The following is a 21,735-nucleotide window of genomic DNA, read 5'->3' as shown; positions in this document are numbered from 1 at the left end:
ATAAAAGTCCTTTTGGGCAATTAGCTCAGTTGAAAGAAAAAGAGCATCGCCGCCCTTTATAACGAATGGCGAGGGTCGCTGGTATCAAGCTAAGTATTACCCACCACATATAAGCCTATGAATGCATATTAAGTACTTAATAAAGTTGAGTAATAACCTAAATTCCCTTGTAAGCAGCTAAACTGTTGATTATAGTCTGTGTTACACGTAATCACTGTTAAGCCAAATGCCAACAAAGATCTATTCAACAGCCAAAATACTTATAGTGGAGGAGCAACCGCTCGCCCAAAGCTATATGAAACAATCGCTAGAAAAGCTTGGCTTTGGACAGTTACGATTTGCAGATCATGCTAACTCGGCAAAAGAGCAGTGTATAAACGAGCAATTTGATTTAATTGTATGCTCATTCAATCTAAATAAGCATCAAGATGGTTATCAGCTTTATGAGGAATTGCGAATAAAGCAGTTAATTAAAAGCTCCACTGGGTTTATTTTTATTTCTGCAGAAACAAGTGGCTCGCTTGTACATAGTGTTCTTGAATTACAACCCGATGATTTTTTGGTTAAACCATTTACAGCACAAGAGCTTAAAATACGTATAGAGCGTATTTTAAAACGTAAACGTGATTTACAAACAGTTTACAACTTTATTGATGACGGTAATGATTCCAAAGCACTTAAGTACATAAGTGCAGCATTAAATAAAAACAACAACTACAGCCCTATTTTACTGCGATTAAAAGGTGATGCCCTACTACGCCTTAATCGTAACCAAGAGGCCAAAGACTTTTTTAAGTCGGTACTCGATATCCAAAAATTTGCATGGGCTAAAGTAGGTTTAGTAGAAGCACTGATAGAAAATAATGAACATATTTTAGCCCAACGCATGCTTAAAACCATGTTAGAGCGCAACGAAACTCGTTTAATCGCGCTTGATTTATTAGGTCGTTTAGAAATAAAACTTAATCAATTTGAGCTCGCACAAGAGTTTTTAAGTCAGGCTGCGGATATTGCTCCTCTTAATATTATGCGTCAAAAGTCTTTGAGTAATGTATCGTTAATTAATCACGATTATGAAAAGAGCTATTTAACCCAAAAAGATATTGCAAGCTATGCAAAATACTCAATTCACGATAGCCCAGATATTTATTTAAATGCGGCGCGTGCCGGTATCGACTTTGCGCTAACCACAGATCAAACGGATCAAATACAACGAATTTCTCGCCAAACTAATCAATATATTAATGATTTAAAAAAGCAGTTTCCTAATAATGTAAACCAGGCGCAAATCGATGTATTAAACGCACGCCTACACTACTTAAAAGATGAACACCAAAAAGCTAAGCGACTAATAGAGCAGCTTGATGAAGATGATACACAAATTCGCTCTGTAGACGGCGCACTCGATAAAGCAAAAGCATTTCACGAACTTGGCTTTCATCAAAAAGCCCAAAATTTATTTGCCCAAATAATTACGCATTGCCAGCGTCATCCAAGTGTAAGCGACACAACCTATTTACGTTATATTCAACAACAACAAAGCGAGCGTCGTGATATTAAAATGGGGCCTAAAGAGTTAAACAACCATGCTGTGAATCAATTTAATAGAGGGCAATTAAATACGGCACTAGAAGCGTTTACTCAAGCATTTAGGGTGATGCCTCGTAATCAGAGTATCGCACTTAACTTATTACAGTGCTTGTTTGATTCGACCAAGCAACAAGGGGGGGATTCGTTTAATATGGGGCTTGCTAAAAAATGCTACGCCTTACTGAGCAAAGCTAAACTACCTGCAGATCAGGCGCAGCGTTTAAATAAAATTTTGCATAAAGCAAAAGATATGCAGCTAGATATTCAAGCCGACTAAACGCGTTAAAGCTTTTTCATTGACGCGGCATTAACGCAGTATCGCAGGCCAGTCGGTAATGGGCCATCAGGAAACACATGACCTAAGTGCGCATCGCACACATTACATACTGCTTCAATACGCTGCATCCCATGAGTGTTATCACTAATATAGGCAATAGCTTCTATTGTTGCGGGTTTTGTAAACGAAGGCCAACCCGTACCGCTATCAAACTTTTCATCTGCGTCAAACAATAAGTTATCGCAACATATACATATATACTTGCCTGGCTCTAACAATGTGCAGCTACCGGAGCTGTGCGGTCGCTCAGTGCCTTTTTTACGAGTAACGTAATAGGCATCTTCAGATAATAACTCTTGCCACTGAGCGTCGGTTTTAATAACCTTTTTCGGCGGCGTTGGATTGCCATTATTGGCAAAATTAATAACATCATTCCACTTCAACATAACAGCCTCTTTAAATGCTTGCTTAGCTATAATCGTATTTAGCTCTATTGGTTAATTATTACGTTATTACATTTGCTTAAGATCAACTTAATCAAATGTAATACTTCGTCTTTCTGAATTAGTCAGTATCTGCTGTAAAAAAGCATCTAGCTCTACTTTTGACGCAGGTAAACTAATACTAAATTGCGTTTGCTGGTAGCTGTGTACTAGCAGTTCATTATTGCGGGTTGAAAGGTGCTTAATATTTTTAATTGCTAACCACTGCGGGCCAGATTTTTTATCAAAAAATCCCGCTAAGCTAAACAATACTAAATGTTTTGCATCGCGCTTAATAAAATCATTAACTTGGTTTCGTGTTTTAAACAGTGGGGTTAATCGGTAACAACAAGAGCAAAAAACAAATACCCATAAGACAAATAAAAATATAAACCAAGGCTGCTCTGTAAGCTTTGTAGTTAGCATTAGCACACTAAGCGCCACACCTATAAACAGCACCACCACCGCTATTTTTTTATTTATAGCGTCCACTTTTAATCCTTATTAAGGCGTTTTTCTGCTGCGGCTTTTTCGGTAGGCTCAGGCCAATCATTAAAAAACACTGTTAAATAACGACTTTTAGCTAAGTACCACAGCACCCATAATACAACCACCATTTGAATCGCTAAAAATAACGAAAAATGATAATAGCTATGAGCCGCTTGAATACTTAACCAAGTTAAGTCTATTACCGCACACAAAATAAGAGGCCAGCGCATATAACGCCAAATCTTAGCTAAGCGTTCACTACTTTTATGAGACTCGCGGGGTCGACGCAAACAAAATAAAATAATTGGTACTATGGCTATAGCGCCAATGGCAATAGCAATAAAAAAATCGTTTTTAGATTTAAAAAATATCGACATCAAATCCAATTCTGGGCGTCGGCTTAACCCTGCCACTATCCAAATAAAGTAAGCTCGTAACAATACCAGCACACTTAAATGAAAGGCGATGGGTGTACGGTAACTGCCGTACTTATCCCAGTACTCTGGGCCATAGCGGCTCATAATTGATTTTTCCTATCGGCAATAGTGCCCAATATAAAAAATGCTGCTAACAAGGTAACACCTAACCACTTAGTGCCAAAAAACAATAACGCCTTAATCAGTAGCGGGCTAAGCCACACAACCACAAAACCAAATCCAAAGGCGGTGATCAATACAAAGCACAGCACTCTTACTATAAAATGACGACGTGCAACCAGCCCTTTGGTTAGCTTTATAATATCGCCTGCGTATAAAGACACTAAGCACACCATTATCAGCATAGATAAATGATATAAATAACTATGCAGCCACTGCCCTACGTTAATTAAAAGTGAATTTAATATATTTAATAAATCAGCCATTATGTTGCTCTAATAAATTAATTAAATCTTCTTCTGTCAGTACATCTATACCTAAGTCTTGTGCCTTAGTTAGTTTAGAGCCGGCCTTTTCGCCTGCTACTAACGCATCGGTTTTAGCCGACACACTACCCGACACTTTAGCACCTAACTGCTGCAAACGTGCTTTGGCGTCATTACGGTTTAATGTGTTTAAGGTACCGGTAAGCACATAAACAAGGCCAGCTAATGGCTGCTCTTGCGCTGAAGGTGGAGTAAGTTCAGGCCAATTAATACCCTGTTCTACCAGCGCATTTACAACATCTAAATTATGCTGTTCGGAAAAAAAGCTACGTACATGGGTTGCTACTATTTCGCCCACATCACTTACTTGAGTTAAACTATCAATGCTGGCATTTATTACGTTTTCAAGGGTTAAGAAATGATTAGCTATATTTTGTGTGGTTGCCTCACCCGCTTCACGAATACCCAATGAGTATAAAAACTTAGCCAACGTTGTCGCTTTAGCGTCTTGAAGCGCAGTAACCAAATTTTTAGCCGACTTTGGCCCCATACGCTCAAGCGATTCAAAATGTCCTTGCTTTAAAATAAACAAATCTGCAGGGGTTTTAATCAGCTCTCTGTCGACGAGTTGATCAACAATTTTATCGCCAAGGCCGTCAATATCGAGTGCTTTGCGCGATGCAAAGTGTTTAATCGCTTGTTTACGTTGCGCCGGGCACACTAAACCACCAGTACAACGCGCTACGGCTTCACCTTCTACTTTTTCTACATGGGAGTCACAAATTGGGCAAGTTACCGGAAACTCAATATCGCGGGCATCATCAGGGCGGCGCTCAAGTACTACTTGCGTTATTTGTGGAATTACGTCCCCTGCACGGCGAATAATTACCGTGTCGCCCACTTTTACGCCTAAGCGCGCTATTTCATCGCCATTGTGCAAGGTAGCGTTTGATACAGTAACACCACCAACAAATACCGGCTCTAAGCGTGCAACGGGTGTAATTGCTCCCGTACGCCCCACCTGAAACTCTACATCGAGTAATTTGGTTATTTCTTCTTGGGCCGGAAACTTATAGGCAATAGCCCAACGCGGAGCGCGTGCTACAAAGCCTAAACGCTCTTGTAAGGCTTTTTGATTTATTTTTATTACCACGCCATCTATTTCATATTTAAGCTCGCCACGGCGCGTTAAAATATCAGTATAATAAGCCAGTGCAGCTTGTGGGCCTTCTACTAATTTTGTTTCAGGGCAAAGTGGTAACCCCCAATCAGTCAATTTTTCTAATTGCTGATAATGATCCTCTGCAATGCTACCGTCGGCTACAAGACCTGTGCTGTAGGCATAAAACATCAGTGGGCGTTTAGCCGTAATTTTAGAGTCAAGCTGGCGCAGGCTACCTGCGGCGGCGTTGCGTGGGTTTACAAATACTTTTTCACCACGTTTTTCAGCTTCAATGTTAAACTTTTCAAAGCCTGCATTATCCATAAACACTTCGCCGCGCACTTCTAGTTCAGCAGGATAATCGCTACCTCGTAATTTAAGTGGCACATTACGAATTGTTTTAACGTTTTGAGTTACATTTTCTCCCGTCAACCCATCACCTCGGGTCGCGGCTTGCACTAGTACGCCATCACGATAAATAATCGACACAGCTAAGCCATCTAGTTTTGGCTCACAACAAAAAGTAAGCTCTTCGGTACTCATTAAACGCTCTTTTATACGGCGATTAAAGGCAATAAACTCATCTTCGCTAAAGGCGTTATCAAGCGATAACATAGGCACTTGGTGCGCTACTTGCTCAAATTTACTTAGCGCAGCACCGCCCACTTTTTGGGTTGGTGAGTCGGCAGTTATTAATTCTGGGTGCTGAGTTTCTAGTGCGCTGAGTTGTTGTAATAAACGGTCGTATTCAGCATCAGGAATACTGGGGGTATCAAGTACATAATAATTGTAACTGTGCTGTTCAAGCGTACTACGAAGATGGTTTATTTGCTCACTAATGCTGCTTGCCATTTTGACCTCAAAAAACATAAAAAAAGCCACTTTGACGAGTCAACGCCCAGTGGCTTATAAAAATTTAACCTATTGCGTTAATTACGCAGAAAATGCACGTACCTGTTCAACATATTGACGAACGCGATCTACGGTCATTTCTTCACGCTTCGCATCTAAAATTTGCGCACCAAATTCGTCGCTAAGCTTTTTAGCTGCACTGTGCAGCATATTAAATGCTGCTAAGCCATCACCTTCACACGGTAAGGTCATAAATAAGCTAACGCCTGCGGTACTAAATTGTTCCATATTATCAATATCGAAGGTACCTGGGTTATACATATTTACTAGTCTAAATAATACCGGGCCTTGGCCTGCTGGATCTAAATGACGATTAAAAAAGCCTTCCTCTGAGTATTTAAACCCTAAGGTGTTTACCGCGGGCAATAATTTACTGCCTTGCATGCTCATTCCATCTGGCATTTGAATATGCACAATCACAAAGTCTGAAACCTCTGCAGGCTCTTCGCTTGGCTCAAGGTCATGCTCTGCCTCAATTACACTAAGGTCATCTTCAATTGGCACTTCTGGCACGCTAGTATCTGTTTGCGGCTCGTTGGCATCAAAATTTAGTTCACCAAATTGTGGTTCTTCTTGCTCAAAGGCAACGCTCTGTGCGGGCTCTGCACTTGGCGAATGAGAGTGAGCTGTGTGTTGTGGTTCGACCCGCTCGTTAGCAGGTATTTCTGGGTTGTCTTTTTTTCGCACTGACCATAAACCGTGTACTAATAAGCCACCTATGACAAATACACTGATCACGATTAAAACCCATCTTAATTCTTCGGCCATCCCCTCACCTTTTTTATTTTATATGCCTAAACCTGTGTATTAGTTAAAACCTAATACGTTTAATTTAACTATGCCTGTGCAAGTTGCACAGCTTGTTCAATATCTACAGCCACTACGCGCGATACACCTGGCTCAGCCATGGTAACACCTGTTAATCTACCAGCCATTTCCATCGCAATTTTATTATGACTAATATAAATAAACTGCACCGATTGTGACATTTCTTCAACCAAACGGCAAAAACGTACCACGTTGGCATCATCTAGCGGTGCATCTACTTCATCCAGCATACAGAATGGAGCTGGATTGAGCCTGAATATAGAAAACACTAATGATAATGCGCTCAGCGCTTTTTCTCCACCACTTAACAAATGAATTGTTGAATTTTTTTTACCTGGTGGTCGTGCCATTATACTAACACCACTTTCGAGTAAATCGTCACTGGTTAATTCTAAATAAGCACTTCCACCACCAAAAACCTTTGGAAATAGCTTTGCAAAGTCTTGGTTAACTTGATCAAAGGTCGCTTTAAAGCGAGTTTTGGTTTCTATATCAATTTTACGAATAGCCCCTTCTAGGGTACTCAGCGCTTTTGTTAAGTCATCTAATTGATTATCAAGATATTCGCTGCGCGCTTTGGCTTGATCAAACTCATCAATAGCGGCTAAATTTACCGCACCTAAGCGCTCCAACTGATTAACAATATCTGCGAGTTTATTTTGTGCTGTGCTTATAATGAGTGTTTCTGGTAACTCATCAAGCACCTGCTTTAGGTTTTGCTTTAACTCTTCTAGCGGTTCAAGCGCCAACTGTGCTTTTATTAATAAACTTTGCTCTTCTATGCTTAATTTTTGATGCTGCTCTTGTAGCGCCACCAGCTCACCTTGTGAACTTTTAAGACTCGCTTGCTTCGTGCTTAAGCTCTCTTTTGCTTGGTTTAATTTATTTTGTAATGTGTTTAAGTTTTTCTCGCCTTGCGCATGCTGTTTAAGTAACTGGGCTATTTTTTCAAGTAGTTCTTGCTCGGGTATTAGCAGCTGGGTTAATTGATCGTGTAATTCTTTTGCACCCTGCTCTGCACTTAAATGCGCTTGCTCTGCATGGCTTAGTTTAGCTTGGCTTAATTGCCACTCGCTACGTGACTGTTGCTCTGCAAGCGTTGCTTGATGGGCTTGCGTTTTATATTGCTCAAGCCTAGCTAATACTTGGCTATAATTTGTATCACTGTGGGTGCGCTTGTTATTTGCAGTAGCAAGATCACTGCTTAAACTTAACTGTTGCTGCTTAAGTGTTTCAAACTGCACTGTTTGATCTTTAAGCACCCCTTTTATTTGTGCTAACTGTATAACCAATTGCTGTTGTTGCGTTTGGTACTGTTGCAATTGCTGCTGGTACTGCGCTACTTGCTCTTTTAACATATCGTTGCGCGTACTCGCTACGGCAATATTTTGAGCCAGCTGATGTATGGTTTCTTTAAGTTCACTTTGCTGCGTACTAAGCTCACTTTGCAGTGCTTTTTGCTGCTCAAGCACTTGGGCTGCGAGTTGTAACTCACCCTCTACATTTTTTAGCTGCGCTGTTTTAAGCTGCAATTGCTTGTGCTTTACCAGTAATGAGTTTTCAGCATTTCGATCTGAGCTTATATGCCAGTTCCGACCATGCAAAGCGGCGGTTTCATCCATTACGGCAATATAAAAATTATCCTCTAATGCTTTAAGTTCGCCGCTTTTACTATAAGCAATACGGCTCAATACTTCAGGGTAAACCCCCTGAGTTATAAATGCCGCTAAGCTATTTTTTACATTTGCCTGATTGCTTTTTGTTGATGCGATATGCCACACACTATTATTTGCCGACTGCTCACTTACATTTAAATGCTCAAGCGATTTAAGTGCTTGTTCAATACAGTGCTCAAACCCGTCTTTAACCTTTAATTGGTTAAATAAGGTGTTGTGGTGCTCGCTCTCATTATCTAGCCCTAATGTACTGCTTAGTCCTGCGATACTGGCTTTTAGCTCGTTAGCTTGCTGGCTAAGTTGCTGATATTGCTGCTCGGCATTGTTTAACTGCGAACTTTGCTCTAAAAGCAGCATTTGGCCTTTACTGTGCGCCGTTTGCTTAGTTGCTAACTCTTGAGTAAGCACTTGCCTTTGTTGTTTTTGAGAAGCTAACTGCTGTTCAACATCGCTACTTTTTAGGTGTGTAATTTGCTTATTTAACTGCTCACTTTGTTCATTAACGTGTTTGCTTTGCTGCTGAGTTTGCTCAATATTATTTGCTTGCATCTGCAACTTATTATTAAGTTGCTGCAGTTGCTCGCTAAGCGATTGCCAATCCTCAGTGTGTTGCTGCTTTAGCTCTAAAGCACTCTCAAGCTCTTGGCTTAACTCACTTACTTGCTCGTTGCGCATTAAGTTGTTTTCTATTGCCTGCTGCAAAGCGTGTTCTAGTTGTTCGCACACTGTTTGCTGCTGCGTTTTAAGCTCTAAACTATGCGTTTGGCGCTGCTGTAGTTTAATCTGATTTTGTTTAAGCGTTTGAATTTGTTGCTTTATGCTTATTTGTTGTTGCTCAGATCGCGTAAGCTCAGTGTGTATTACATGTTGTTGCTGTTGCGCATCACTTACGCTTTCTTGCGAGGCTTGTACTTGGGTTTCTAAGCTTGCAAGTACGTCGTCGTGACCAGAATGAGCCGTTTTAAAAAACGTAACTTGCTCATTTAATTTATTTATTTGTTGGCTTTTTTCGAGTTGTTGTTGGTGTAGTTTTTGCCATTTTAAAACGGCAATTTGCCCTTTTAACGTTCGCTCTTGCGCTTTTAACTCGCGGTATTTTTTAGCATCAACCGACTGCACCGCTAACTTAGTAAGTTGACTTTGTAACTCTTTGCGTACATCGAGTAAGCGCTCTAAGTTTTCACGGGTGCTTTTTATTCGAGTTTGCGTTTCGCGGCGGCGCTCTTTGTATTTAGATACTCCTGCGGCTTCTTCTAAAAACACCCTAAGTTCTTGCGGTTTGCTCTCTATTAAGCGCGAGATCATGCCTTGCTCAATAATGGCGTAACTACGTGGGCCAAGGCCTGTGCCCAAAAATATATCAGTAATATCGCGTTTGCGGCATTTACTGCCATTTAAAAAATACAACGACTGACCATCGCGAGTAACTAAACGCTTTATTGCAATTTGATTACGATCGGCAAAGGTATTAGGAAAGTCGCCTTTGTCGTTATCAAAAGTAAGCTCTACCGAGGCCTGCGAAATAGCTTTACGATTAGTTGAGCCATTAAAAATGACATCGGCCATGGCGTCGCCACGTAAATTTTTAGCCGAGCTTTCGCCAAGCACCCAGCGCACTGCATCAATAACATTAGACTTGCCGCAGCCATTAGGGCCTACAACACAGGTCATTTGATCAGGAAATGGAATTTTAGTTGGCTCTACAAACGATTTAAAGCCTGCCAATTTTATAGTGCTTAAGCGCATCTTTTTGTTATTACCGAATATTATTGGTTATAAACATTAACCTTGCTTTAGTTTTAAGCTTGGCGTTTAAAATTATCTAAAATAATACCGGTTGCCATAGCCACGTTCAGCGACTCAGCCTGACCAAAAGCCGGTATGGTTATTTTATCAGTTACTAATTTGGCACACGCTTCGCGTATACCGTGCGACTCACTGCCCATTAATAACACGCCTGAACCTGTAAATTGAGTGTTGTGCACATTTTCCCCGTCTAAAAAGGCACCATAAATTGGTAATTTTAATGTGGCTAAATACGCAGGCAAATCGACTTGGCTTACCGACACTCTTACAAACGAGCCCATAGTGGCACTAATTGTTTTAGGGTTGTATGCATCGGCGCTATCTGTACTGGTTACAATATGTTTAATACCGTACCAATCAGCAACTCTAATAATAGTGCCTAAATTGCCCGGATCAGATACACCATCAAGTGCTAATATTAAGCCACTGGTTTGTAGTTGTGCTGCTTGTGGCATATTTACAATAGCAATGGCGGCATTGTTACTAACCAGCGTACTTGCTTTTGTTAGCAGCTCTTCCTCGGCGCAAATAAAATTAATACCCAGATACTGTGCTTGATAGGTATTTATAAATGCCTCGGTAGCAAATATATCAACCGCCTTTAATGGGCTGTTTAATAACTCAAGTACGTTTTTTTCACCTTGTACAAGGTATTGATTAAATTGCTTGCGGTACTTTTTTTGGCCAAGTTGGCGAATAAGTTTGAGTTGGTTTTTTGAAATCATAACAGCCCCATAAAATGATGCGCACAGTATAGCAGATCTCATACCGACTTCTGAACTCGAAAAATAGCTAAAGTAGTGAGTTTGGGGTCTTAATACTATTGGCGCTGCGCTCAAAGGTTAAGTTAATCCGCATAAACATTCCTTGTATTGCCTCAACCTGCTGCGACTCTCCTAATATACACACTAACTCTTGATATAACGCGTCGCATGCATGTTTAAACCGCTGATCAACTTGACCTTTACTTGCCAGCAAAAATGCATCGGCAAGAGCATGCTGCCACAGTGCAAAATATTTTAGATCTTTACCTGCTACGTTTTCGCACACAGAGCGTAATCGCACTGCTGCGTGGCCTAAATTTAATGCGGTTAATGCCAAGTCAGTAATAGCGCGAGACTGCGAACCTTGGTCGTAATGAGTGAGTCGTAATAATCGGTCGGCCATCCGCTGGTTATACCAAACAATAGGCGCACTGTGTTTATTAATATCGAGCAGGTCTTGATGGGTTGCTTTAAAAATTCTATGCACTAATAACTGGGCGCTTGGCCCTGTAATTAAATGAAAAACCCAAAATAAAATAGCTACCCCAGTAAAAATAGCCATTGCCGCACTCAGCGTATAATCAATTGAAAATGCTCGGCTCATATCGGTACTTGGGCTCACCAAAATAGAAAACGGTATACAAAAGCCTAATCCGTAAGGCAGGGTTTCTCTATCGGCAAGTAGTAATAAACCAATAAAGTAAGGGCCAGCTAATACCAATATGAGTATTTCTAATTGCCCACCACTGTAGGCTAATAAGTTAAGTGCATAAAAAATACTGACAAAACTAGCAACCACAACTCCAATCATTATCCGCTTTAACACCACACGCAAAACAATGAGTGGAAAACGCGCTAACATAATTGAAAATATCACCGGTAAAATCATAATCATTATTGCTGCCGGCGATCCTGTGCTTACCCAAATACACGCGCCAATAAAAAACACCATAACGGTGCGAAACCCAACAATTATTGCCGCTAACGGATCACGGTAAGTTACTGTGCTAGGTGCATTTAGCAGCCTTGTATCGCGCTCTTCAAGGGCGCGATAAGCACGCAGCAACACTGTTAACTCTGTGGTTATATCAACACTAACATTGAGCATATGCGATTCAAAGGGCAGCTCACTGCTGTTATTCGCACGATATTCGGTTAACTCTCGGCGCAAGTTTTTTACTTGTTCTATGCAATCATCAACACTGTTTGCTTGCGCTATATTTGCTAAAACCTGTTTGAGCTGAGTAAATAATTGAGTCAGTAGCGGGCTCATCAATTTTGTATGGCTACGTTGTAAACGGCCAAATATTTGAATTAACGCCAGTAAAGATAATACTTTTTGCGACAGTTGATTTGCTGCACGAGCGCGCCCAGGACCTTTAGGGCCTTCGTAACGCACCGCGCTAGAATCTTCGTTAACTGCGCCTAAGGTTGCCAAAATGCCATCTATTTGCTGGTGTCGTTCTTCGTGCGAGCCTTGTATGTTTAGCTCAGTAACTAGGTAATTAAGGGTTTGGTTTATTAATGACTTTGCCTGAATTTGCAGCCCATTTTTCACTTTTACTGGCCAAAATAAATGGCTCACAATGCCGGCGCAAATTGAGCCAATTATAATTTCGCTCATACGCGATTGGGCAATACTAAATACAGCTTGGCTACTTACGGTGGTAGGGCTTGCTATTACCAGTAACACTATAATTTCGGCGGTAACCGCCGCCATAGCAAACCCATAAATAAAATTTGTTTGCCTAACCAAAGCCGATAACGTTGAGTTAATACCCAGCCACAACCCCAGTATGCCCAGTGCTAAGTAAGGGTAAGATATGAGCTGCGTTAATAGTAATATGCCAAACAAGCCGCCTATAACAGTGCCTACTATTTGGCACAGAGCTTTTTCGGCCACTAAGCCACTCTCTGGGCGTATTTGTAAAAACACCGCTGAAACTAAAGCCCAGTAAGGGCGATCTAAATTAAGAAACAAAGCAACTGTAAGCGCCATTGCCATAGCAATTACGCCTTTTAGTGCAAAAATAACAGCCTGCTTTTTAGGTAAAAACAGGTTACGCAGCACAGCCTCCATTAGCGCTCAACAAGTCGAATAGTTGCGGTCATTCCGGCACTAAGCTGAGTATCTGCAGGAAACGCGTCTAATTTAATATCCACCGGAATGCGCTGCGATAAGCGTACCCAGTTAAAGGTTTGCTGAACTTGTGGTAAACGCTGGCCATTACTTTGCGTATTAGTATTAGCAATTGCTTTACCTATACTCATTACCTGACCAGTTAAAGGTTTACCACCACTTAACAAAGCTACATTTGCGTGTTGCTTTAAATGAATAAGAGGGATTTTGGTTTCTTCAAAGTAGCCGGTTACATAAAAAGAGTCTGCTTGTACAATGGCAAATACCGACACGCCTTGAGCAACATAATTGCCTTGGCGTAAATCTAAGTTAATTATGTAACCCGACACAGGTGCAACAACTTGGGTTCTATCAAGGTTTAACTGCGCTACTGCTTGTTCTGTTTTAGCGAGTTCATAGTTTGCTTTTGCTATTTTTGTATTAATTCGCGTTGCTTCTAAACTTTCTTCACTAATTGCTTGTTGGCTGTTTAATGCTATTCGACGCTCGTATTTATGCTTAGCAAGCTCCCAGGTATATAATGCATTTTCGGTACTGGCTTTACTGCGCTCTAGCGCTGCCTGATAACGCTTAGCATCAACACTAAAAAGCAGATCCCCTTGCTTTACACTTTGCCCGTCAATCATGTTTAAATGAGTTACCCAACCAGACACATCTGGCGCTACCGTAACTATATTGGCTCTAATGCGGCCATCGCGGGTCCATGGTGTATGCATGTAATCATTCCATACCCAACGCCCTGCAAATACGGCCATAAAAATAACCAGTACTGTAACTAAAATACGTAAATATTTGGCCATTAAATTATTCTTCCACTTAATAAATATACGGTTAATGCTAAGTAACATACAAATAAAGACACCTCAAACCAGGCAACCCGCCAAATGCGATCGTGCCAATCTAAACGGTGCAAAATAAAACGACTCAGCGCTGTTAATAAAAATGCTATGGGAAAATAAACAACCAAAGGACTAAATTCTAGCCCTCCTAAAACAACAGCCTGAAGCATAAAAAGGTATCCTATTTTAGTTTTTATAAGTGGATAATTAAGCTCAGTATAGACTGAGCCTGACGAGCTTATAATAGAATGATATGTAAATAACCTAAATTCAGGTTAAATAACACCAAATTACTGCATAACGGTATTAAATAAACACGACTAAAAAATTATACTACTTTTATGGGACGCAAAAAAATAGGGCACGCTTTAAGGGTGCCCTATTCATTAGTATTTTCTTTAGTTTAATACTTATTTTTATATGCCCATAAGTGCAAAAGCTCATGCGCAATGGTTGCTGCAGCAATGGCGGTTACTTCACTTTGATCATACGCTGGCGATACTTCTACTACATCCATACCTACCATATTAATGCCTTTTAAAGCACGTAATATTTTAAGCACTTTGTCTGATGTTAAACCACCACACACGGGAGTGCCTGTACCAGGTGCAAACGCAGGATCAAGGCAATCAATATCAAAGGTTAAATAAACCGGTAAATCGCCTACTCGCGCAATTATTTGCGCAGCAATATCGTTTGCCGATAAATCGTTGGCTTGCATGGCATCAATCACTGCAAACCCATGCTTGCTTTGATCAAAGTCGGTGCGAATACCAATTTGAATACTGTGCTCTAAATCAATTAACCCTTCCATTGGTGCATGATAAAACATGGTACCGTGGTCGTAGCGTGAGCCATTACTGTAAGTATCTGTGTGGGCATCAAAGTGCACCAAAGCCATTTTGCCATGTTGTTTTTCATGCGCACGTAGCAATGGTAAAGTCACAAAATGATCGCCACCTAGCCCTAACAAGGTTTTACCTTGGCTTAATATTTTACTCGCGGCTTGTTCAAGCTGCGCCGTAAAATACTCAGCGTCGCCTACCGGATAAGTAAAGTCTCCAGCATCGGCCACTTTTAAATGCTCAAATAATGGAAACGTCCATGGATACTTAGTGCCTTCCCACGCTAAATGCACCGATGCACGACGAATCGCGTCTGGGCCTAAACGTGCACCTGGGCGGCCCGAGGTCGCCATATCAAATGGTAAACCAAGCACTACTACATCAGCGTCAATCGCGGTAATATTTTGCACCATAGGACAACGTAAAAAGGTCATCCCATTGGAATACAATGAGTGATCTGGATGATCAAACAAAGTCGACATACTTATAGCTCTTCTAAATAAGTGTAGCCATCAAGGCCATTTTGCAATTCGTCTAAAACGCTTTGCTGTTCGTGTTCTGCAATTTTGCTACTTACCAACTGCTGATACGACTGCTGAAAACTCTCAACGTCTAAATGCACGTAACGCATCATATCGGCTACTGTATCGCCTTGGTTTATTTCGGTAATGCTGGCTACGCCGTGCTCATCCATATTCACCATAGCGCTGTGCGTATCGCCAAATAAATTATGCATATCACCTAATATTTCTTGATAAGCACCCACCAAGAAAAACCCCATTAAATATGGTTTATCTGCACTAAACTCAGGTACTGGTAGTGTACTTTCAATGCCTTGACCATCAACATAATGATTAAGTGCACCGTCAGAATCACAAGTAATATCCAGTAATACTGCACGTTTTTTTGGCGCTTCGGTTAAGCCACTTAATGGCAACACCGGAAACACCTGATCAATTCCCCACGCATCTGGCAGTGATTGAAACAACGAGAAATTTACAAAAAACTTATCGGCTAAACGTGCATTAAGCTCGTCAATTATTGGCCGATGAAAACGGTTTTTGTTGTCCATGTGCTTATTAAGCTCATAACACACGCGTAAATTTGTTTGCTCAGCCCACGCACGCTGGGTTAAGTTTAGTAACCCCATTGCAAACTGATTATGTGCTTCGGCTAAATCCCCTTGGCTATCGTGATAAATCTCAATTAATGCACGGTCATCAGTTAATACATGCAATTGCTGCCACGACATCCACATATTTTTAAGTAACTGCGGGGCATCATCAGCCGGTGCTTCAATTTCTTCAGGTGTATAACTTTCAGTACCAATCACATTTGAAATAAGCACAGCATGGTGCGCGGTTAATGCCCGCCCCGACTCCGAAATAATAGTTGGAAACGGCTGTTCATACTGCTTACAAATGTCGCCTATGGTGTACACAATATTGTTAGCGTATTCAGCTAAGCTATAGTTCATTGAGTTATGTGACTGGCTACGAGTACCATCGTAGTCAACAGCTAAACCACCGCCCACATCAAGACACTCAATTTTTGCACCTAGTTTACGTAACTCGCAGTAAAAACGTGCTGCTTCGCTTACACCTAAACGTACATCACGAATATTCGCCATTTGCGAACCTAAGTGAAAATGCACCAACTGGACTAAATCAAGTTGATCCGATTCTTTCAAACGATTAACCACATGCAAAACTTGTGATGCCGATAAACCAAATTTTGATTTTTCGCCGCCACTTGCTTGCCATTTACCTTTACCTTGCGATGCCAAGCGCACGCGAATACCAATGCGTGGCTTTACATTTAATTCTTTAGCTTGGCTAAGAACCATGTCGAGTTCAGAGAGCTTTTCAAGCACTATGTATACTTTATGGCCTAGCTTTTCGCCTATTAGCGCTAAGCGTACATATTCTTTGTCTTTGTAACCGTTACATACAATCACCGCACTGGTTTTTTCAGCCAATGCAAGTACGGTTAATAACTCTGGTTTGCTACCTGCTTCTAAACCTAGTTGTTTTTTTTCTAGTTGTGCTTGGCTGGCAACAATTTCTTCAACCACTTCACGCTGTTGGTTTACTTTAATTGGGTAAACTAATAAATAATCTTTAGGGTAGCCGTAATCTGCAATCGCGGTATTAAATGCAGCACATAAGCTGTGCACACGATGATGTAATATTTGCGGAAAACGTACTAATGCAGGCAAACTTAAGCCTTTATCTTCTAGTTGCTTAGCAATGTCCGTCAGTGCAATAGTTTGCTCTGGCGCATCGGCTTTAGGGGCAACATATACATCACCTTGTTCATTAATACCAAAAAAACCTTGGCTCCAATGACGAACATTGTAGCTCGTACGAGCTTGTTCTAGTGATGTTGTTTCTTTCATTTATCTTTCTCTTTTATTTAGAAATGCCGAACTGGCTAATTGCGCGCATTAAAAGAAAAATAGCGGTTTAAGTCCAACAAGAATTTTTACTCGTAACGAGTAAATTTTAATGTTAAAAATTAGAAACAAAGTAACGCTAAAGATCATAGCGCCTCAGAGGCAGGTAACATAAAGGAAGAATCTAAATTGCGCTTAATATACGGCTTTTATTACAACTTTTGTTATTAAGGATTGCAGATATATAGCGTAAAATTAGTTGCTAAATTGCGGCTTGAAAAGCCAATATTAGCGATATTAAAATAAAAACAGGGTACAAGCTAAAGTCGGATAAACGCAGCGCCACCCGACAAATTATAGCTTATTTAATAACTCACCTAGTCCAATACTTTTATCTGATTGAGTGATGTTATATTTATATGCGTTTGAAAATAGTACTTTCCTGTTTTTTTACCCATAGCGTAAAAATCAATTATCATACGTTTAGCCTCGCCCGTAACTTCAACTGTTTTATTAATAAAATATAAATCGGGCGAAGTTCCATACTTTTTTATAAAAGCATTTACTGTTCTAGGGTGAATAGCGACACTCACATTTCTTCTATCTCTATAATCCAATTCTGTATTTAAATAGATACCACTGTTTTGAATGCCCGCCGCCTTTATTGATAACTTAAATACGCCTTTTATTCCTGCAGGAGCGACTTCTTCGGTGAGGGCAATTAAATTCATAGTGCTGGTTATATCCGAGTTAGATATAACTTTAGGTGTTGATGTACACCCACTAAGAATTAAAATAGAAATTAAAACAAAATACTTCATCTATACAACTTCCTTGTTAATCAAATTTGTGAGGCTAGCGTACTTTTACTTAAGCCTAATATTAATAATAAATGAGCTACTATAATACGCTATAAGCAACTTTATTAGTTTAAAAATATATTATGCGCCCTTAAATAAAACGTAGTATTTATTAGTCGCTTTTACCTAAACAAACACATGGCGCAAAAATAATGCCGCTAATTAGTCTTTTTTATCTATCGTTATTTCAAGCGTTTTGCTATTCCCAGCAAACCACTTCTGAACATACAAAGATCCAACAATAGGGGCAACGCCTTCATCTGGGACTTCTTTGTAACGAACACTGTTTTTTGTTTCTTTTTCGTATTCAAAAGTTACTACTTTTTTCGACATAAAATACTCCTTATACTCACATTTATACCTAGGATAATAATTTAATAGTTTTAACAAATAACTTAAAGTATTACTACGTAATCATTTTTAAATAATCTAAAAATATTTTTCCGCTATAATTACGTATTACATTCAAGGCCGTCATACTCTTTAAAAGTGTTGGTTAATATTACCGCCCCCTTACAAGCCAAACGCGTAGAATATAAACCAATTTAAAACAATACCTTAACTAAATTAATACTTAAATGAGTACTGCTTTCAGTTTAAAAATAATGGTTATTTAACCCATAAATTTAATCTTTAATTAAAGCATCTAAGAGAGCTTGAAGTTATTATTTAAGCTGCTATATTGGAGCTATGAAAACATATATTTTTTTATTTAATTATATTATTTGTTTGGGGAGCTTCGCCCTAAAATTCCCCGCTTAAGCGGACGCTTCTCTGCGTCCATCTGTTTCACAGAATTTACTATTAATTTTTAATTTAACTTTTAATTTAGGCCATTCTCGGCAAGCTTTCTATCGCCTAGATTAAAGTGAGATTTAAATATTACTGTGTTTTTATTATCAATATTATTTATGCGCTATTGTTTAGCGTGTGGCAAATTTGGTTATTAAATACAGTAAAAGCATAAAGTTTCTTCGTTTAGTTTTAAGCAATATAAACGAAGATCAGTAATTATTTAATCTTATTAAAGGAGGTGAATAGCCGATTGATATTGTTTCTTTAATTTTTAGTTTACTAAAAGCAGAAGTAATTAATTTGTTATTTATTAATAGGTGATGATATGTCTAAAAATGATATGAAAAAACCACAGTTATCGTTAAAAGAAAAACGTAAGTTAAAACAAGAATCGAATACAACAGAAGTAGCAAAGCCAAGGAAAAAGAGAAAGGCTTAAGTTACTTTAAGTAACGCTAACTTTTAATGTTATTAGCTATGCCTTTAATTAGGCAAATAAAGTGAGCTGCGGTGGTTATTTACGATGAAGCCGAACGTGGATCAGCCGGCTTATCGGTAGAAGGAAACTAACCCCGCTCCACTTTTAATGCGAATAATTTATAAGTAACTAACGTTTATTTTCGACAAAGTCTGGAGGTAACTTACCTTGATTGTTGTTAGGTTTTTAGTTTGTGAAAAAAGCATTTTAAATTAATCTATTATTTATTGTTTAGGTGGTGAATATGTCTAAAAATGATAAGAAAAAACCCGCTTTATCGTTAAAAGAAAAACGTAAACTGAAAGAATCAAATACTGTTGAAGTTGCAAAACCAAGAAAGAGAAAATCTAAGTAATAACAAAAAAGGGCGCCAATAATATTGGCGCCCTTTTTTATGCTCTAATATAAGCTGTATTATTTATATAAACCTTGCTCAGTAGCCATTTTTTTCGCAATTTGTGGGGCCGTCCAAAGTGATGGTAACAACACAAAAGACACTGGTACGGCGGTTACTACAATAAACGACTGCAATGCAGAAATACCACCTGAACCTATCGAAATTAATATTGCTGCCATAACTCCCATCATAATGCCCCAAAACACTCTAATGGGTGTTTGCGGATGATCGTTACCCGTCATTACCATAGATACCGAGTAGGTCATAGAGTCACCCGTGGTTGCTACAAATATTGTGGTTAAAATTAAAAACAACACCGATATAACAAAACCCATAGGCAGCTGCTCAGTAATGGCCAACAGCGCAGCGGGTAAATTTAAGCCCGCAAAGGGTTCTGAAATAACACCCGGGTTTGCTAACTCAAAAAATATTCCTGAACCACCCACTATCGTAAACCAAAAACAAGTAATAACAGGAGCAATTATTGAGATAAGCGTGATCATTTCACGAATAGTACGGCCGCGCGAAATTCGTGCAACAAACATAGCCATTAAAGGTCCGTAACCTAAAAACCAGCCCCAAAAGAATACTGTCCACCAGTCTAACCAAGCGGTATCGGCACGAAAGGTGGCCATAGGAATAAAGTTATTAATATAAAGCCCAAACGAATGAATATAGCTATCAAAAATAAAGGCTGTAGGCCCCATCAGCAAAATAAACAGCATTAACGCCACGGCTAAAATTACATTAAAGCGACTGAGTAATTGAATTCCTTTAGTAACACCACTTACGGCAGATAGAGTATAAATTGCAATTAAACTAAACAAAATGGCCACTTGAGTGGTGTAAGTATCTGGAATACCAAATAGTTTTTCTAAACCAAAGCTTACTTGCAAGCCTAAAAAGCCAATAGGGCCTACCGTGCCTGCTACTACAGCTATAACACAACACGAATCGACAATAGCACCAAATGCGCCTTTCATTACGCGATCGCCAAATACCGGATACAACAAAGTACGCGGCTTAAGCGGTAAACCTTTTTCGTAATGTAAATGCATATACACTATGCCAGTCAGGCTGCCTAAAATAGCCCAGGCTAAAAAACCCCAATGCATAAAGCTTTGCGCTAAAGCATTAAATGCAGCCTCTTTAGTGCCTGATTCACCACCAAAAATTGGCGGCGGCGAAATAAAATGTGCCATTGGCTCAGCAGCAGCCCAAAACACCCCGCCACCAGCAAGGAGTGTACACATAATAATGCTGATCCACTTAAAGGTAGTAATCTCTGGCTTTTTTAAGCCACCTAATACCACTTTCCCGGTACGTCCAAAGGCTAAAAACAACCCAATTATAAAGGTCGAAAGCAATAATATTTGCCAAAAGGCACCAAACGTTTTAGTAGAAAAAGCAAAGGCGGTATTGATCCAACCCGACATCAAATCAATATCATAAAGTGCTAGCACAGCAAATAGCACAAGGATGCCACCACTGATTAAAAATACCGGTATATCAACCCCTGCCAAATACTTTATTGTAGATGAATGCTCATCCTCATGTTGTTTTGTTACTCCAGTGGTACTCATTTATCGTCTCCTGATGGATTTTTAGTTACCGACATAGCGACATACCACAACACCCACCCTAAATACGAAATTACACAATGAAGCGACGCTAATCAAAAGGTTAAATTATCTTTCGATCTTGCTTTATTTCGAGTTTAGAAAATGCCATAACAAATATCTTAACTGCCAATTTGTGAATATTTTACCCTTTTCAGCAACCTAATCCAACGGTACTCTAATTATTAATAGTGAATTTACACAATAGCAAAGCCTTGCTTACAGCTATTTTTAATAATAAACAAATATAAAACAACAATTTTGAAGGGGCTAGGCAAACAGAAATGGCAATATAAATAAAGAGATGCAAAAGTACTGCGATAAAAAAAGGTACATAAGGCTAAGTATATTAATAGTCAAATGCATAATTAATCTCGTAATAAGTTTAATATGTATTGATAGTATTTTTGTAAAATAACTAAGAGAGTGTTTGGAATAAACTTATTGATGGTTTTTAAATTATTAGCAACGCGTATAACACACATAAAAAAAGCGCTTAATAAGCGCTCTATTACTTTA

17 protein-coding genes are annotated in these 21,735 nt (G+C 39.5%); 1 reads left to right on the top strand and 16 read right to left on the bottom strand.

The window, feature by feature from the left end; genetic code table 11:
- Positions 1–226: 226 nt before the first annotated feature.
- On the top strand, positions 227–1,867 hold the full coding sequence (locus tag AAEY55_RS15110; RefSeq protein WP_011327774.1) for a tetratricopeptide repeat-containing response regulator: 1,641 nt from the start codon (positions 227–229) through the stop codon (positions 1,865–1,867).
- A gap of 5 nt (positions 1,868–1,872) precedes the next feature.
- Here AAEY55_RS15110 and msrB read toward each other — a convergent pair whose 3' ends face one another.
- The 16 genes from msrB to AAEY55_RS15030 all read right to left on the bottom strand — a co-directional run bounded on the left by msrB (position 1,873) and on the right by AAEY55_RS15030 (position 21,180).
- Positions 1,873–2,313, bottom strand: coding sequence for a peptide-methionine (R)-S-oxide reductase MsrB (gene msrB / locus AAEY55_RS15105; RefSeq protein ID WP_089367984.1), 441 nt, complete (start codon positions 2,311–2,313; stop codon positions 1,873–1,875).
- A gap of 87 nt (positions 2,314–2,400) precedes the next feature.
- Positions 2,401–2,841, bottom strand: a complete 441-nt coding sequence (locus AAEY55_RS15100; protein ID WP_011327772.1) for a hypothetical protein — start codon at positions 2,839–2,841, stop codon at positions 2,401–2,403.
- Between the two features lie 2 nt (positions 2,842–2,843).
- A complete protein-coding gene (locus AAEY55_RS15095) occupies positions 2,844–3,359 on the bottom strand; it encodes a DUF2919 domain-containing protein (RefSeq protein WP_011327771.1) in 516 nt (171 codons plus the stop codon).
- Positions 3,356–3,700 (bottom strand): DUF3392 family protein, encoded by a 345-nt coding sequence (locus tag AAEY55_RS15090; protein ID WP_089367983.1) that lies wholly within the window; start codon positions 3,698–3,700, stop codon positions 3,356–3,358. The genes AAEY55_RS15095 and AAEY55_RS15090 overlap by 4 nt, the downstream gene beginning before the upstream one ends.
- Positions 3,693–5,714, bottom strand: a complete 2,022-nt coding sequence (gene ligA, locus AAEY55_RS15085) for an NAD-dependent DNA ligase LigA (RefSeq protein WP_089368944.1) — start codon at positions 5,712–5,714, stop codon at positions 3,693–3,695. Before ligA ends, AAEY55_RS15090 begins: the two co-directional genes overlap by 8 nt.
- Positions 5,715–5,795: 81 nt before the next feature.
- A complete protein-coding gene (gene zipA / locus AAEY55_RS15080; protein ID WP_089367982.1) occupies positions 5,796–6,542 on the bottom strand; it encodes a cell division protein ZipA in 747 nt (248 codons plus the stop codon).
- A 68-nt stretch (positions 6,543–6,610) separates the two neighbouring features.
- Positions 6,611–10,024: a chromosome segregation SMC family protein gene (locus AAEY55_RS15075; RefSeq protein WP_089367981.1), complete on the bottom strand. Its 3,414-nt coding sequence runs from the start codon at positions 10,022–10,024 to the stop codon at positions 6,611–6,613.
- Positions 10,025–10,077: 53 nt separating this feature from the next.
- Entirely contained in the window at positions 10,078–10,809 is a 732-nt protein-coding gene (locus tag AAEY55_RS15070; protein ID WP_089367980.1) for an RNA methyltransferase, read from the bottom strand.
- A 67-nt stretch (positions 10,810–10,876) separates the two neighbouring features.
- Positions 10,877–12,928 carry an FUSC family protein gene (locus AAEY55_RS15065; RefSeq protein ID WP_089367979.1) on the bottom strand — a complete coding sequence of 684 codons (2,052 nt, stop codon included), beginning with the start codon at positions 12,926–12,928 and terminating at the stop codon, positions 10,877–10,879.
- Entirely contained in the window at positions 12,928–13,788 is an 861-nt protein-coding gene (locus AAEY55_RS15060) for an HlyD family secretion protein (protein ID WP_086997979.1), read from the bottom strand. Before AAEY55_RS15060 ends, AAEY55_RS15065 begins: the two co-directional genes overlap by 1 nt.
- A complete protein-coding gene (locus AAEY55_RS15055; RefSeq protein ID WP_011327763.1) occupies positions 13,788–13,997 on the bottom strand; it encodes a DUF1656 domain-containing protein in 210 nt (69 codons plus the stop codon). Before AAEY55_RS15055 ends, AAEY55_RS15060 begins: the two co-directional genes overlap by 1 nt.
- Before the next feature lie 233 nt (positions 13,998–14,230).
- Positions 14,231–15,154 carry an agmatinase gene (speB, locus tag AAEY55_RS15050; protein WP_011327762.1) on the bottom strand — a complete coding sequence of 308 codons (924 nt, stop codon included), beginning with the start codon at positions 15,152–15,154 and terminating at the stop codon, positions 14,231–14,233.
- 2 nt (positions 15,155–15,156) lie between these two features.
- Entirely contained in the window at positions 15,157–17,070 is a 1,914-nt protein-coding gene (gene speA, locus AAEY55_RS15045) for a biosynthetic arginine decarboxylase (protein WP_011327761.1), read from the bottom strand.
- A gap of 374 nt (positions 17,071–17,444) precedes the next feature.
- Entirely contained in the window at positions 17,445–17,888 is a 444-nt protein-coding gene (locus AAEY55_RS15040) for a hypothetical protein (RefSeq protein WP_011327760.1), read from the bottom strand.
- 201 nt (positions 17,889–18,089) lie between these two features.
- Entirely contained in the window at positions 18,090–18,260 is a 171-nt protein-coding gene (locus tag AAEY55_RS15035; RefSeq protein WP_167376930.1) for a hypothetical protein, read from the bottom strand.
- A 1,354-nt stretch (positions 18,261–19,614) separates the two neighbouring features.
- Positions 19,615–21,180 (bottom strand): BCCT family transporter, encoded by a 1,566-nt coding sequence (locus tag AAEY55_RS15030; RefSeq protein WP_089367978.1) that lies wholly within the window; start codon positions 21,178–21,180, stop codon positions 19,615–19,617.
- Positions 21,181–21,735 lie beyond the last annotated feature (555 nt).

The organism is Pseudoalteromonas sp. 120-MNA-CIBAN-0494 (genome assembly GCF_040308885.1).
In the GTDB taxonomy this organism is placed as follows: domain Bacteria; phylum Pseudomonadota; class Gammaproteobacteria; order Enterobacterales; family Alteromonadaceae; genus Pseudoalteromonas; species Pseudoalteromonas nigrifaciens.
This window is presented reverse-complemented; position numbering and strand designations above follow the sequence as displayed.

Coding starts and splice junctions, on each gene's coding strand:
- AAEY55_RS15110 (WP_011327774.1), top strand. CDS start 227: ATGCCAACAAAGATCTATTCAACAGCCAAAATACTTATAGTGGAGGAG.
- msrB (WP_089367984.1), bottom strand. CDS start 2,313: ATGTTGAAGTGGAATGATGTTATTAATTTTGCCAATAATGGCAATCCA.
- AAEY55_RS15095 (WP_011327771.1), bottom strand. CDS start 3,359: ATGAGCCGCTATGGCCCAGAGTACTGGGATAAGTACGGCAGTTACCGT.
- AAEY55_RS15090 (WP_089367983.1), bottom strand. CDS start 3,700: ATGGCTGATTTATTAAATATATTAAATTCACTTTTAATTAACGTAGGG.
- ligA (WP_089368944.1), bottom strand. CDS start 5,714: ATGGCAAGCAGCATTAGTGAGCAAATAAACCATCTTCGTAGTACGCTT.
- zipA (WP_089367982.1), bottom strand. CDS start 6,542: ATGGCCGAAGAATTAAGATGGGTTTTAATCGTGATCAGTGTATTTGTC.
- AAEY55_RS15075 (WP_089367981.1), bottom strand. CDS start 10,024: ATGCGCTTAAGCACTATAAAATTGGCAGGCTTTAAATCGTTTGTAGAG.
- AAEY55_RS15070 (WP_089367980.1), bottom strand. CDS start 10,809: ATGATTTCAAAAAACCAACTCAAACTTATTCGCCAACTTGGCCAAAAA.
- AAEY55_RS15065 (WP_089367979.1), bottom strand. CDS start 12,928: ATGGAGGCTGTGCTGCGTAACCTGTTTTTACCTAAAAAGCAGGCTGTT.
- AAEY55_RS15060 (WP_086997979.1), bottom strand. CDS start 13,788: ATGGCCAAATATTTACGTATTTTAGTTACAGTACTGGTTATTTTTATG.
- AAEY55_RS15055 (WP_011327763.1), bottom strand. CDS start 13,997: ATGCTTCAGGCTGTTGTTTTAGGAGGGCTAGAATTTAGTCCTTTGGTT.
- speB (WP_011327762.1), bottom strand. CDS start 15,154: ATGTCGACTTTGTTTGATCATCCAGATCACTCATTGTATTCCAATGGG.
- speA (WP_011327761.1), bottom strand. CDS start 17,070: ATGAAAGAAACAACATCACTAGAACAAGCTCGTACGAGCTACAATGTT.
- AAEY55_RS15040 (WP_011327760.1), bottom strand. CDS start 17,888: ATGAAGTATTTTGTTTTAATTTCTATTTTAATTCTTAGTGGGTGTACA.
- AAEY55_RS15035 (WP_167376930.1), bottom strand. CDS start 18,260: ATGTCGAAAAAAGTAGTAACTTTTGAATACGAAAAAGAAACAAAAAAC.
- AAEY55_RS15030 (WP_089367978.1), bottom strand. CDS start 21,180: ATGAGTACCACTGGAGTAACAAAACAACATGAGGATGAGCATTCATCT.